The following is a 14,736-nucleotide window of genomic DNA, read 5'->3' as shown; positions in this document are numbered from 1 at the left end:
GTAATGCTACAAAAGAATTCTGTTGTTCGTGGGTTTTATATTTTGCTTTTCATGCTTGTGTTTTGCGGTAAAGTATTTACGCAGCAAACAAACGCAAGGGATTATCTGATAACTGCACTCAATGCTTCAGGCTGGCAACCCAATACCGGGGCATTGAGTGCCTGGAAAGCAAAAGCAAAAGAAAGTTATCTTCAAAAAATTCACGCATTACCGGACTCGGTAAAACAATATTTAATTAAGAATGCTGATGAAGCATTGTCTTTCAACTGGCCGGCATTGCCCGCCAGTTCTTTTCTTGAATACAGGGATAACGGCAACCGTATAAGATACGAAAAAAAACAAACGGAGCGCCGTAATTATTTGAATGCCCTGGTTATTGCTGAAATCATATCAGGCGATAAAAAATATATGCCGCAATTGTTAAACGGTTTGTGGGCAACGCTTGAAGAAAGTACCTGGGAAATTCCTGCTATTGTTGAACTACAAAAAGCTGGTGCAGATTTACCTGATCCGTCAGAACAGGTTATTGGCCTTGTTAGTGCTGAAACCGCTGCAATGATTGCGAATATTCAGTTTATGCTCGCAGGTCAGTTGGATGCTTATTCTCCCATCATCAATAAAAGAATAGCATTCGAGCTGCACAGGCGTATACTAGATCCTTATAAGCAGCGCGACGATTTTTGGTGGATGGGTTTTTCAGGCAAACCGGTCAACAACTGGAATGCATGGATAAATGCCAATGTATTGCAGGTGGCTTTATTATCTGAAACAAATATGAATGATCTGTTCCGGGTCATTCATAAAATATTTAAGAGCGCTGATTATTTTATCAATCAATATCCTGCTGATGGCGGCTGCGATGAAGGGCCTACTTACTGGAGCCTTGCCGGTGGTAAACTGATAAAACTGTTATACCTGGCTAACAGCGTTTCAGGAGGGAAGTTGTCATGGGCTACAAATAACTTAATGCATAACATCGGCACTTATATTTATAAAACACATATTGCCGGCGACTATTTTGTAAATTTTGCTGATGCAGGCAGCAAGACTATTCCCAATGCTGAAAGTGTTTACCGCTTTGGCGAGATGTTTAAGGATGATTCATTAAAACATTTTGCCGCCTATCTTTTCTCTTTAAAGAAAAATGAATTGCCGCCAAACAACCTGCCTGACTTTCTTGCTACGGCAGCTATTTTTAAAGAACTGGCTACACTTACGCCCGATCCAATGCTAATATCATCTGCAGCACTGGAAGATATTCAGGTATTTACAGCAAGGTCTGTTGCCGGTTCAACATCAGGGTTGTTTATGGCAGTGCAGGGCGGTCATAATGCCGAAAGCCATAACCATAACGATGTCGGCAATTTTATTGTGTACGCGAACGGTGAACCTGTTATTGTTGACGCGGGTGTAGGCACTTACACAGCGCAAACTTTTAGCAGCAGGCGTTATGAAATTTGGACCATGCAATCACAATGGCATAACTGCCCGTTGATAAATGGTGTAATGCAGAAAGATGGCAGGCAATACAAAGCTTCTGATGTTTCTTTTGAAAGAAAAAATAATGAAGTGAATGTTGCTATGGATATAGCAAAAGCTTATCCGGCAGAAGCTTATGTGAAAACTTGGAAGCGGAGGTTTTTGTTTAATCAGCAAAAAAGCAAGCTGGTGCTTTCTGAAAATTTTGAGCTTGAAAAAATCACAGGCGAAACAAAGATTAATTTCCTCAGCAGTTGTTCTGTTAAGAGTGATGTTAAAGGCGAAGTAGGTTTTTATAACAATGAAGGCCGGCTTATGCTTATATTAAAATACGCGCCAGGTTTAATGACCGCAGGTGTTGAAGAAAAAATATTGGATGATGAAAAATTAACGAATACATGGGGCAGTAAACTATATCGTTTATCATTCACTTTAAATGATAAGGCCTTAAAGAAAGGCGCCTGTGCATTTGAATTTATTAGCCCATAGCATTTAAACTTACCTGATAATACGAATGATTATGCGTAAAACCTGTTTTTATTTTCTTTTTATACTTTTTATTTTTTGTGCGAATGCTGCTTCTGCACAAAGGAAACAGAAGCAGGCTTCATTAAAGGCTGGAGACCAGCAAGGCATTAATATACATGAAATCCCTGTTTTATTAAAAAAGGTTGCTGACTGGCAACTGGCCAATCCTACCGGCAAAGCATTAAATTCATGGGAATATGGACCTTTTTATATTGGTTTGATGGCACTGTATAATGTTACAGCAGACAATAAATATGTTGAGGCTGTAAGGCAAATGGGCGATAGTGTTAATTGGGAACCGGTACCACGCCCTTACGATGCAAATGTGTTGGCTATTTCGCAGGCTTTCCTTGAACTGTATGAACTTACAGGACAGAAATCTATGGTTGATAAATCTCGTTTTGTGATGGATGCCACCATGCGCCGGGAGCTTGAGCCGGACATTAGTTTTAAGAACAATAAATATTGGTGGGAGTGGTGGAGCTGGTGCGATGCTTTATTTATGGCGCCACCGGCTTATGCAAGAATGGCGACTATTTTTAACCAGCCCAAATATATGGATCACATGGTGCGTGAATGGAAGCGCACATCAAACTATCTCTATTCACCTGCTGATAGTTTGTTTTTTCGGGATGACCGTTTTTTTACGATGAAATCAGCCAATGGTAAAAAAATATTCTGGTCGCGTGGCAATGGCTGGGTGGCTGCAGGGCTTGCAAGGGTGATGCAGTATATGCCAAAAAATCATCCTGACCGTTCGTTTTTTGAAAGCCAGTTTAAAGAGATGTGCTACAAGCTTAAAAGCATTCAGATGACTAACGGCTTCTGGAGCCAGAGCTTGCTTGATCCTGAAAACTATCCCCAAAAAGAATCCAGCGGCACAGGCTTTTATGTATATGCAATGACGTGGGGTGTGAACAACGGTTTGTTGCCGCGTGATGAATTTATGCCAACGATAGAAAAAGGATGGAAGGCATTAAAAGAATCTGTTAATGCCAATGGTAAACTGGGTTATGTGCAGGAAGTTGGCGATGCTCCGACAGATGTTGATTTTGATGACAGTGAAACGTATGGTACCGGTGCTTTTTTGCTTGCAGGAAGTGAATTATATAAGGCCCTTCAAACATCTACAAAAACATTAACCGGCTTTAATGATGACAGAAGTTTTACGCTTAACCTTTTGTTGAAAATAGCAGATCCGGTGTTGATGCCTTTAAGCAAAAACCAGTTGCATAAAGTATTTCCCAGGAAGGAATGGGAAACAAGGGAAAGTAATATTCAAACATCACCCTTACAGGCATTTGGCCGCACTTTATCAGGCATGGCGCCCTGGTTATCACTTGGCGCTGACAGTACTGATGAAGGTAAACTTCGTGCATATTACAGCGCGCTTGCAAGGCAATGTTTGATTAATGCCACCAATCCTTCTTCCCCCGATTATATGTTTGGTGATTCAACACAGGAAAGAATTGTGCATGCAGCTTACATAGCTTACCCGTTATTGATAGCTCCAAAACAATTGTGGGAGCCTTTATCAGCAATACAGCAAAATAATATCATTACGGCATTAGAAACACACCGTGCTTTTAAACCAAATGAAAGTAACTGGTTGCTTTTTCCTGCCATTATAGAAACAGCTATATGGAAGTTTACAGGCAAGTGTAATAAGCAGGCAATTGAATATGCAATCAAAAAACATGAAGAATGGTATTTAGGCGATGGTGTATATGGAGACGGGCCGCAATTTCATTGGGACTATTACAACAGTTATGTAATCCAGCCTTTATTAATTGAAGTATTAAACAACTGCAAGGCTATGGGCATGCCGGTAGATAATATGCTGAAGGAAGCTTTAACACGCGGCGAACGTTATGCGCAGGTACTGGAACACCTTATTTCACCCGAAGGAACATTTCCTGTTATCGGGCGCTCATCCGTATATCGTATTGCCATGTTACAACAACTGGAATATATGGCTTTCCGTGAACGCAAGTTGCCTTCAACATTAGATGCCGGTGCCACACGGGCCGCAATAACTGCAGTTATAAAACACATGATGCTGGCGCCGGGAACTTTTGATGAAAATGGATTTTTGAATGCAGGCATCGTTGGCGAACAAACCGGTGCCATCGATTACTATAATTACACCGGTGCCTTATATATGTGCACTATGGGTCTATCTCATCTTGGCATTCCTGCTAACAATGTTTTCTGGACAGCGCCTGCCGGTAAATGGACACAACGGAAAATATGGAGCGGGGAGAAGATAGCAGGTCAAACCGTGTTTAAATAATAAAGCCTGCTTTTTGCAGGCTCTTTAGTATATAACGAATATGCTCATTACTTCTCTAATTTTTTAATCTTCATCTTGTATTCCCTCGGGTTGGTGCCGGTTATCTTTTTAAATGTTTTTGCAAAATTGGAAAACGTGTTAAAGCCGCTCTGGTAACACACTTCCGTAATATTGGCATCGTCTTTCAGCAATTCTTTACAGGCATAATTTATTCTTATTTCATTTATAACCTGCATGAGCGTTTTGTTATATCTTTTTTTGAAGTACTTGCAAAAAGCAGCTTCATTCATGCATGCTATTTCCGCCACTTTTGAAAGGCTAATCTCTTCAAGGTAATTGTTCATAATATATACATACACCCTGTTCATGCGGTCGTTATCATAATCGTTGCCTTTGCTGGCAGGAATATGATTTTGATTTGATAACACTTCAAGGTTATCAGATATAGCTATTTCATATAAAATTTTTAATAAGAGCGAAATCCTGTCCGGTCCTTTTGCTGTAAGTAATGATTGCATCAGCGATACGAGCTTGTTAAAAGTTTCGCCCACAATCCTTAAACCGCTGGAAGCTTTTTCCAGCACTTTTTGAATCTGGTAATTTTCAGGAAGATCAAACAATCTTACGCCATTAAAATCTGCATCAAATTTTAATATGATAGCTTTTACTTCTTCATTGGAATGCGAAGCAGTTTTGTCGTTATGCCAGTGATGCGGCAGGTTTTTGCCAATTAAAACCATGTCTGAATTATCAAAACTGCTGATATGGTTGCCCACAAATCTTGAGCCGCGACCTTTAAGAATAGCTGTTAACTCATACTCGTTATGAAAATGATAAGGCACACTGAAATGCGGTTTTATGCGCTCTTCGATGGTAAACGAAAGATTAGGCGACGATGTGTTTCTAATTAGTATTGGCTTCATGCTGAACAAACAATGTTATAAATGCTAATGTAATAATTCCATATAAATCAAAAGCACTTTTTAATAAGGAATTTATCCTTTTAAAAAGTGTCCGGGTTAATTAAAAAAATTGTTTTTTGTTTTTTAAATATTATGACAAAACATTATTCCTAAAAGCTGCAAACCGGGAGCAGAAAATGCACATCTTTTTACGGTGGCCAAGGCAAATATTGTATTCATTTTTGCAAATAATGAAGCGGCTGTTTTTGCCAGACCTGAGTTTATTTGCTTATTGATTAAAAGTTTATCCGGTATTTATAAACCCTGCTTAAATTAAATATCGGATATATATGGTTTATTGATGCTGCAGCAAAGCATGTTGCATTTAAGATTAAAGCGTTGCTTAACCAAATGGCATATAAGGAAATAATATCTTCTGAAATAAATAGAACTCTTTACAAATTTAAACATCTAAATGAAAGGAATAAAACAAAGATTGAATAATGGTGAGCTATTGCTGGGCACATTTCTCAGCCTTGGCAATGCAATTTCAGCAGAAATAATTGCCAACGCGGGTTTTGACTGGGTGGTCGTGGATATTGAACATGGATTAGGCGCTGAAGCAGATATAATTAACCAATTGCTTGGTTTAAAGAACACGAATGTTTCAGCCATTATAAGAGTGGAAAGTTTTCATCGGCAACGCATCAATCGCGTATTGGATGCGGGCGCAGATGGCATTATGTGCCCGCGTATTGAAAACGCTGAAGAGGCATTGCTTGTTGCCAGGGCCATGCAATATCCACCCGAAGGAACAAGAGGCGTTGCCAAAATGATACGCGCCGCTAAATATGGAGATGATTTTGATGCTTATCGCAAAGCGGCTTCTGAAGAATTATTGGGCGTTATACAAATAGAAACCAAAGAAGCTTTAAATCATCTTGATGCAATTGCAGCAATTGAAGGTGTTGATGTATTGTTTATCGGACCATCTGATCTTTCCATGGCGCTTGGTATTTTCGGTCAGACAACGCACCCGCTTTTTGTTGAAACCGTTGGTAAAATTGTAGCTGCCGCAAAACGTGCCGGTAAGCATGTTGGAATACTGCTTGCCAATCCTGCTGATCTGAAAAAATATCAGCAACTGGGCATTCAGTTTTTTGCCTGCGGAACCGATGCAAGCTTTCTGAATTCAGGCGCCAAACAAACGATTGAAGCATTAAAAAAATCCAGGACTTCTGCATAGCAGTATTAAGCAAAACACAAACAAGTGAAAGAAAAGATAGGATTTATCGGGCTGGGAATTATGGGCAAGCCGATGGCCAAAAACCTGGTGCATGCAGGTTATACATTGTATGTTTTTAGTTCAGGTGCTGCATCCATGCAGGAGCTTGAAAAAAAAGGTGCGATAGGTGCATCATCACCCAAAGAAATTGCTGAACTGTCGGATATTATTATCACCATGCTGCCCGATTCACCGCAGGTAAAAGAAGTGGCTTTTGGCAACGGTGGTTTGATGGAAGGCTTAAGCAGAGACAAGCTTTTTATAGATATGTCAACCATTGATGCAGCCACCGAAATAGAAATACATGAAAGGTTTGCAGCCGTTGGTGTCGAAACAATGGATGCACCTGTTTCAGGTGGTGATGTTGGTGCTAAAAGCGGCAGTCTTTCCATCATGGCCGGCGGCAGCGAAACTGCCTTTAAGCGTGCGTTGCCTTTGTTTCAGATATTAGGTAAGAAGATTAATCATATTGGTTCAACAGGCGCCGGACAGATTGCAAAATCATGCAACCAGATTGCTACGGCATTGGCTACGCAGGGCGTTATTGAAGCATTTTCGCTTGCAGCCAGCGCAGGCATTGATCTTGCCAAATTAAAAGAAGTTTTATCAGGCGGTTTTGCAGACAGCAGAACGCTTGCTGTTTCCGGCGAAAGAATGATTAAACGGGATTTTTCTCCTGGCTTCAAATTAAAATTATATACCAAAGACCTGCGTATTGCCAAACAGGCTGCTGCTGAAAGATCGGTTAATCTGCCCGGCACACAACTGCTGCACAATGAAATGCAGCAGCTTGTATCTGAAGGAAAAGGTGAGCTTGATTTCAGTGCATTGATACATCTTTTTGAAAACAATTAAAAGTTTAAAACATATATGAGCAAACTCCCGAAAGTATTTATTTCAGAACCGATAAACTCCAAAGGCATAGAAATATTAGAAGGGAAAGTGGATATGGTGCTGGCACCTGATACAACAAAAGAAACGGCGATGGCTTTGATTGCAGATGCGGACGCCGCTATTTTAAGGGCCACAACAATTTTTGATAAAGATGTAATTGCGAAGGGCGCTAATTTAAAAATTATTGCGAGAACGGGTGTAGGGATGGATAATGTTGATATGAAGTTTGCAGGCGAGCATGGCATATATGTATGCAACACACCGGGCACTAATGATACAACGGTTGCAGAACATGCGGTGGCTATGATACTGGCGCTTTCAAAGCAGGTTATATTCATGGATAAGGCAGTGCGCAAACAAAGATGGCATGAACGCTTTTCACTCAACCAGATTGATATAAAAGGAAAGAAGATAGGTATAATAGGTTATGGCAAAACCGGCCGGGCTACTGCAAAATTTTGTAAGTGCCTGGGTATGATCGTTACTGCCTACGATCCATTTATTGCACATGAAGGTTTGGATGTAAATTTTTCGGATGATCTTGAGACCATATTTAAGGATTCTGATTTTGTAAGCGTTCATTGCCCGGCAACCCCACTCACACATAAATTTATCAGCGATCCATATTTGAATATGATGAAACCAAAAGCTTATCTCATCAATACTTCAAGAGGCGACCTCGTTGATGAGCAGGCACTGGTAGATGCTTTGTCTGAAAATAAAATTGCCGGCGCTGCATTGGATGTGTTTAAAGAAGAGCCAATGAATGCAGGTAATCCACTACTTAAATTCTCTAACGTTGTTTTATCACCACATGTTGCAGGTTCTACAAAAGAATCTAATGAACGGATTGCCATTGCTGCAGCACAGGCGGTTATTGATGCTTTGAATGGCAGGCAACCTCCCAATATCTGTAACCTCCAATACTTTCCCGCAACAGAAAATATGTTGAATGAAAAAAATATTCACCGTTGATAGTTATAATGTACCTGTAAGGTATGAACCTGATGTTTGTGTAATAGGTGCAGGCCCGGCAGGTGTTGCTGCTGCTATTGCTGCGGCACGGCTAAAGTTGTCTGTTCTGCTGATTGAAAAATATGGTTTTTGCGGCGGTGCTACTGTTGCCGGCCTCAGCGGTACTATTTGTGGTTTGTTCAGCAGTGGCAATAAGCCTGAACAGATTGTGTTTGGCTTTGCTGATGAATTTTATTCCATGCTGCAAAACAAACATGCTGTTGTTAAGCCTGTAAAATTTGGGAAGACATTACTGGTACCGCATGACAGTTTAAAATGGAAAGAAACAGCGGATGAATTGTTAACCACACACAACTGCAGCATACTTTATCATACTAATTTTTTAAAAGCTTATACAGATGATAGTAGCCGCATCAGTTACCTGTTAGTAAAAGGCTATGAAGGCCAGTATGCCGTTAAGCCTAAAATGGTTATTGATGCATCCGGCGATGCGGAAGTTGTTCATAGCATTAGCCTTAAAACAACATTCGGCAATAACGGTCAGGTGCAAACGCCAACCATGATATTTAAAATGGCTAACGTTGATATGGATGCGTTCCTTCAACTTGATCCTCATGATTTGAATGCTGAAATTGAAACAGCGCATTTAACCGGCCGGTATCATTTGCCCAGGCATCATGTGTATATATTCCCTTTGCCAAATTCCGGCGAGGTGCTTTGCAATATGACAAGGATAACGTATCCTGATGGGTCTGTGCCCACGGGTATCGATTCAACTGATCTCACTTTTGCTGAAACAGAAGGCCGTAAACAGGCGCGTGAATACGCAAAGTTTCTTATGGAAAATATTGATGCTTTTAGTGATGCTTATATGTCTGATACAGGCGCACAGGTAGGCATCAGGCAAACGCGTTCCATCGCAGGGGTGGCAAGGCTTATGAATGATGATGTAATACATGCCGTAAAAAATAAAAATGCCATAGCTCATTCTGCCTGGCCGATAGAATTGCATGGAGCCGGTGGTCTAAAAATACATTACCCCGAAGATGATTTTTATGATATACCGTTTGAAACATTAATCCCCAAAAATGCTGTGAACATATTGGTGGCGGGCCGGTGCCTGTCAGCAGAACATGAAGCGCTGGCATCGGCACGTGTTACCGCACAATGCTTTGGAATGGGCTACGCCGCTGGTGCGGCGGGTGGGTTGATATTAAAAGAAAATATTACAGCAACAGCGCTTAACGGTGTAATGGTAAAGGAATGGATGAAGGAAAATAATTTAAAAAATGCCGATGAAACACCCATATAAAATGTTTTTCACATACAGGGAATGTATGTAAGGGGGTTCTGTTAGGACATTGAAAAAACAAACTTGCACGAATGAAAAATAATCTCAGGAGCAATTTTGAAGAAGGCAGCACAAGATGGGCTGTGAGAAGGGCTCAGTGGATCGCTATGGGCATAGATGAAGCAGATTTTCATAAGCCTAAGATAGCCATTATCAATTCATCATCAGGCCTGTCAGTTTGTTACCAGCACCTGGATGAGCTTTCAAAGCTGGCGCAACAGGCTGTTCGTGCAGCCGGTGGTTTGGCCTTTGAAGTAAACACCATTGCGCCTTCAGATTTCGTAACATCTGCGGGCAAAAAGGCACGTTATCTTATGCCAACGCGGGACCTTATGGTAAACGATATTGAAGTAATGATTGAAGGCGCAGTATTGGATGGGATGATACTGTTATCATCATGCGACAAAACAACACCGGCACATCTTATGGCGGCAGCACGATTGAATATTCCTTCAATCGTTGTGCCCTGCGGTTACCAGCTTGGCGGTGCCTGTAACGGCAGAAATGTTGATATTGAAGAAGTGTATAAAGGCGTCGGTACTTTGCTTACCGGAAAGATGACGCTGGATGATATGAAAGACTGGACGCGCTGCGCCATCAAAGGCCCCGGTGTTTGTGCAGGCCTTGCCACGGCTAATTCCATGCATTGTATGGCGGAAGCATTGGGTATGGCTTTATCTCAAACAACGCCGGTAAGGGCTGGCAGTGAGCGTCTAAAAGAGATTGTAAAAAGGGCGGGCTTTAAAATACTCGAGCTTATAGAAAAGAATGTTCGTCCAAGGGATATATTAATTAAAGAAGCTTTTGAGAACGCTGTGCGGGTTGCTGTCTCCATTGGTTGTTCTGTCAATACAGTGCGGCATCTTACTGCAATTTCTGTTGAAGCCGCCCTTGATATTGATATGATAAAAATGTTTGAGGACGAATCTGCAAAGTTTTCACAGATCACGCAGATAAGGCCCAATGGTCCGGATCGTATTGAGGATTTTGATAAAGCAGGTGGTACCAATGCGGTTTTGCATCAGCTTAAAACATTACTCAACATAGAAGTATTAACGGTCGAAAATAAAACGCTGGCTGTTGTGCTGGAGCGGACTATTGAAATGGATGAAACCATCATTCATACAATAAACAATCCTTTTCGAAAAGAACCGGGTCTCGCCATTATCAGAGGCAGTGTAGCTCCATCGGGCGCAATTGTTAAACTTTCAGGTATTGATGGGTCGAACCGTATTTTTAGCGGCCCTGCAAAAGTGTATGAAGATGAAGACCTGGCGATGCAGGAGCTTGCAAAAGGGAACATCGTTGATGGAGATATTGTTGTCTTGAGGATGATGGGGCCGGTTGGCGGGCCGGGCACTGTATTCGCCTGCAGTTTTATGGCTGCCTTAAGCGGGGCGGGCCTTGCAGATACTGTGGCTGTTGTTACGGATGGTGAGCTTTCAGGTTTAAACAAAGGAATTACAATAGGGCAGGTAATGCCGGAAGCTGCCTGCGGCGGCCCGCTTGCCATTATTGAAAATGGTGATACAATTTTAATTGATCTTGATAAAAGAAAAATTGATCTCTTAATTGAAGATGAAGAGTTCGAAAAACGCATGAATAATTGGAAACCAAAAGAAAGAAAGCTTGAAAATAACTGGTTGAAATTTTATGCAGATAATGTTATGCCGATTGAAAGAGGAGCGGTGTTTGGAAGAAGAGACTAAGGTTAAGAAGATTGAATTGCTTTTTGGAGCGGTGCTACTCACAACTTACTTTATAGCTTTGAATGAAGCATTATAAACGATCATGAATAAACCGGAAAGAGTAATTGTTTTTTTTATTGACGGGCTTCACTGGAAAGCGCCTGCAAGACTGAATATGCCTGTTTTTAACAGCCTGATAAAAGAAGGCACTTATATTGAACAGTCGCACATGATCATGCCGCATCATCCAACGGTTGGTGAATATGGCCGCATACACAGTTCATCATTTCCCAATCCTGTTTTGCAGGAAGGAACATTGTTTATTAAACAGGGGAATAAAATGCTGCAGGATGCATTTCCTCAAACAACTGCATTTGTAGTAAATACAAAAGCCTACATATCTGTGAGCAACGGCTTTACCATCAATATCCATAATCCTGGTATGACGGATGAACAGGTGGTAAAGCAAAGCATTGAACTGCTGCATGAATATGACGTGCGTTATTGCAGGATACATTTACAAACACCGGGTAATGAAGGCCGCTTCTTATCTTATACAACACCGGATAAATCTTATTACAGAAATATTTGGGGTGAAGGTTCGCCCTATGTTGATGCTGTTGAAAACGCAGACAGGTTATTAGGCGTATTGATCGATGATTTAAAACAAACCGGTAAGTGGGAATCTACCTTACTGATCGTTACTTCCGATCATGGACAGAGCGAGAAGGGCTGGCACCCGATGATTGATAAAGACAGTGTGATAACGCCGATGTTATTTACCGGCCCGTCCATCGCTAAAAACAGGCAATTATCCTATTTTGAACACACGGATCTTACGCCAACAATTACCGGCTTAATGGAACTGGAACAACCTAATAAAGATGGAGGTGCCGGCATGTTTGTAAAAGAAGTAATGCAAACAGCTGAGGCTTCTTCTTTCCGGCATCCAGCTTATATTAAAACGATTAATCAGCAGTTGAATGATTTTAATGCTTTGCGTGCAAGAATTATGATTGCCGGTGAAACTGATTCTTATTATTCCAGCCTTATCAGTTATCTCGAAAACGAATTGCTTACACCGGAACCTTTTTATCACCAGGACAGGTTTTTGGAATGGTATAAGGCCGGCAATACAACGCATCTTATCGAAGCGAATAATAAAATATTAAAGCAAATGCGCGATGAACTTTCGAAAGCTAAAAAATAATTAGCGGTATTAGTGGTTGCTTATTTAAAATATGCCAATGATTAAAAAGAATTCCGAAGCGATGGTTATTTCAATGGATAAAAAAAACAGCAACGTCCGCTGGATGGTTGTTGTATTGTTGTTCTTTGCAACAACCATCAACTATATCGACAGGCAGGTTATAGGCTTGCTCAAACCCGTGCTGGAAAAGGAATTCAACTGGACAGAAACGGATTACAGCCGTATTGTAATGGCCTTTTCTTTTACTTATGCGATAGGTTTATTGCTTTTTGGCCGGTTGATTGATAATATCGGAACAAAATTGGGATATACTATCTCCATCATTTTATGGAGTATTGCTGCCATGCTGCATGCTTTTGTAAAAAGCACCGGCGGTTTTATAATGGTAAGAAGTTTTTTGGGGATAGGGGAATCGGGGAATTTTCCTGCAGCCATAAAAGCCATTGCTGAATGGTTCCCCAAAAAAGAAAGGGCACTGGCAACAGGGCTTTTTAATTCAGGCGCCAGTATTGGCGCTGTCGTTGCACCTATAGTTGTTCCTTTAATTTTAAGCGCTTACGGATGGAAAGAGGCTTTTGTTATAACCGGCGCACTTGGTTTTATATGGCTGATATGCTGGCTGTTTTTTTATGAGGTGCCCGAAAAGAAAAAACATCTTTCACAAACAGAATACAATTATATCAACAGTGATGTTGATGAAGGGGAAGAAACGGAAAAAATAAGCTGGTTGAAATTGCTTGGCTTCCGGCAAACATGGGCGTTTATCACAGGTAAGTTTCTTACCGATCCTATCTGGTGGTTCTTTTTATTCTGGCTGCCATCTTATTTTTCATCAACCTTTTCTTTAGATTTATCAAAGCCCAGCCTCCAGCTGGGTGCGGTTTATCTTGCCACAACCATTGGCAGTGTGGGCGGTGGGTATTTATCGTCTTATTTAATAAAAAGCGGCTGGCCTGTTTTTCGGGCAAGAAAAGCCACATTGCTTATAGCTGCAGTTTGCGTATTGCCCATTATGTATGCAAAATATGCGGACAATATATGGACGGTTGTTGTTTTAATCAGTCTTGCCGCTGCAGCACACAATGCATGGAGCGCCAACATTTTTACAATTGCATCCGATATGTTTCCTAAAAAAGCATTAAGTTCTGTTATTGGAATAGGAGGGATGGCAGGTTCTTTAGGCGGTATTCTTTTTCCGGTTCTTGTAGGTTATCTTTTGGATTCCTATAAATCAAAGGGCGATATTGTTGCTGGTTATAATATGCTCTTCATCATATGCGGCTTAGCCTATCTGCTAGCATGGGTTATTATTCATTTTCTAACACCAAAGATGAAGGCTGTTAAAACAAATAACTCCTGATTTATAAAACAGGAGTTATCTGATAAATACAATTAAAGCCTAACTATTTAATGCTGCAATCATTGCTTTTACTTCAACTTCATCAGCTATATAAACATTGCCATAGTCGCTTACTTCTTTGTTAATATAAGTGACAGGATTCGGTGCGGCTTTCCTGGCAGATGAATGAAATTCTTTTGCACCACTTGCATCTCTCAGCTTTGCTATGTTGGATGATTTTACACCGGCGCCAGGCATAATAATAATTCTGTTACCGGCTTTATCAACCAGTTGTTTTAAAAGATCAGCAGCATCCGGCGCAGCGGTTTTTAATCCCGATGTAAGTATGCGTTCACAGCCGCAATTGATAATATCTTCCAGGGCGTTAAAAGGTTCCGGCGCGCAATCAAACACACGGTTACAGGTTACGCCCATTGGGCCAGCCCATTCAACAATGCGCTTCAGTCTTTCTGTATCCACTTCAGCATTGATCTTTGATATGCCAACAGAAATGCCATCACAACCTAATTGTTTGCACATGTTAATATCATCTTTCAAAATATCAAACTCCTCATCACTATAAAAATAATTGCCTGAACGTGGCCTTAAGATGGGATATAATTTGATCGAAATTTTTTCTCTTACCTGTTTTATGGTGCCATAGCTGGGCGTAGTGCCGCCCTCAATCGGGTTATCGCATAATTCAACCCGTACCGCGCCGCATTTTTCTGCAATTAAACAGGACTCAATATGAAAAGCGCAAACTTCCAATACTGCTTTATTACTCATAGA

At 41.0% G+C, this 14,736-nt stretch carries 11 protein-coding genes; 9 read left to right on the top strand and 2 right to left on the bottom strand.

Annotated features, from left to right (window positions below; all coding sequences use genetic code 11):
- Positions 1-3: 3 nt before the first annotated feature.
- Positions 4-1,968 carry a heparinase II/III domain-containing protein gene (locus ACTHN6_RS08890; protein WP_440435397.1) on the top strand — a complete coding sequence of 655 codons (1,965 nt, stop codon included), beginning with the start codon at positions 4-6 and terminating at the stop codon, positions 1,966-1,968.
- Positions 1,969-1,993: 25 nt separating this feature from the next.
- Positions 1,994-4,300: a DUF2264 domain-containing protein gene (locus tag ACTHN6_RS08885; protein ID WP_440435396.1), complete on the top strand. Its 2,307-nt coding sequence runs from the start codon at positions 1,994-1,996 to the stop codon at positions 4,298-4,300.
- Between the two features lie 47 nt (positions 4,301-4,347).
- Here ACTHN6_RS08885 and ACTHN6_RS08880 read toward each other — a convergent pair whose 3' ends face one another.
- Complete coding sequence (locus tag ACTHN6_RS08880; protein ID WP_440435395.1) at positions 4,348-5,223, bottom strand: AraC family transcriptional regulator; 876 nt, start codon at positions 5,221-5,223, stop codon at positions 4,348-4,350.
- Between the two features lie 454 nt (positions 5,224-5,677).
- Here ACTHN6_RS08880 and ACTHN6_RS08875 point away from each other — a divergent pair, with 454 nt between their 5' ends.
- The 7 genes from ACTHN6_RS08875 to ACTHN6_RS08845 all read left to right on the top strand — a co-directional run bounded on the left by ACTHN6_RS08875 (position 5,678) and on the right by ACTHN6_RS08845 (position 13,965).
- Positions 5,678-6,448: an HpcH/HpaI aldolase family protein gene (locus tag ACTHN6_RS08875; RefSeq protein WP_440435394.1), complete on the top strand. Its 771-nt coding sequence runs from the start codon at positions 5,678-5,680 to the stop codon at positions 6,446-6,448.
- Positions 6,449-6,472: 24 nt separating this feature from the next.
- On the top strand, positions 6,473-7,342 hold the full coding sequence (locus ACTHN6_RS08870) for an NAD(P)-dependent oxidoreductase (protein ID WP_440435393.1): 870 nt from the start codon (positions 6,473-6,475) through the stop codon (positions 7,340-7,342).
- Between the two features lie 15 nt (positions 7,343-7,357).
- Positions 7,358-8,356 (top strand): NAD(P)-dependent oxidoreductase, encoded by a 999-nt coding sequence (locus ACTHN6_RS08865; RefSeq protein ID WP_440435392.1) that lies wholly within the window; start codon positions 7,358-7,360, stop codon positions 8,354-8,356.
- Positions 8,334-9,668, top strand: coding sequence for an FAD-dependent oxidoreductase (locus ACTHN6_RS08860; RefSeq protein ID WP_440435391.1), 1,335 nt, complete (start codon positions 8,334-8,336; stop codon positions 9,666-9,668). Before ACTHN6_RS08865 ends, ACTHN6_RS08860 begins: the two co-directional genes overlap by 23 nt.
- Positions 9,669-9,739: 71 nt before the next feature.
- Complete coding sequence (gene ilvD / locus ACTHN6_RS08855) at positions 9,740-11,416, top strand: dihydroxy-acid dehydratase (RefSeq protein ID WP_440435390.1); 1,677 nt, start codon at positions 9,740-9,742, stop codon at positions 11,414-11,416.
- Positions 11,417-11,498: 82 nt separating this feature from the next.
- Entirely contained in the window at positions 11,499-12,605 is a 1,107-nt protein-coding gene (locus ACTHN6_RS08850) for a sulfatase-like hydrolase/transferase (protein WP_440435389.1), read from the top strand.
- 37 nt (positions 12,606-12,642) lie between these two features.
- A complete protein-coding gene (locus tag ACTHN6_RS08845) occupies positions 12,643-13,965 on the top strand; it encodes an MFS transporter (protein WP_440435388.1) in 1,323 nt (440 codons plus the stop codon).
- Positions 13,966-14,004: 39 nt separating this feature from the next.
- On the opposite strand, the gene ACTHN6_RS08840 is transcribed toward ACTHN6_RS08845, so the two are convergent.
- Complete coding sequence (locus tag ACTHN6_RS08840; RefSeq protein ID WP_440435387.1) at positions 14,005-14,733, bottom strand: copper homeostasis protein CutC; 729 nt, start codon at positions 14,731-14,733, stop codon at positions 14,005-14,007.
- Between the last annotated feature and the right edge of the window lie 3 nt (positions 14,734-14,736).

Source organism: Parafilimonas sp. (assembly GCF_051953455.1).
In the GTDB taxonomy this organism is placed as follows: Bacteria; Bacteroidota; Bacteroidia; order Chitinophagales; family Chitinophagaceae; genus Parafilimonas.
Note: the sequence above shows the minus strand (reverse complement) of the source record. Positions and strands in the feature narration are given on the sequence as shown.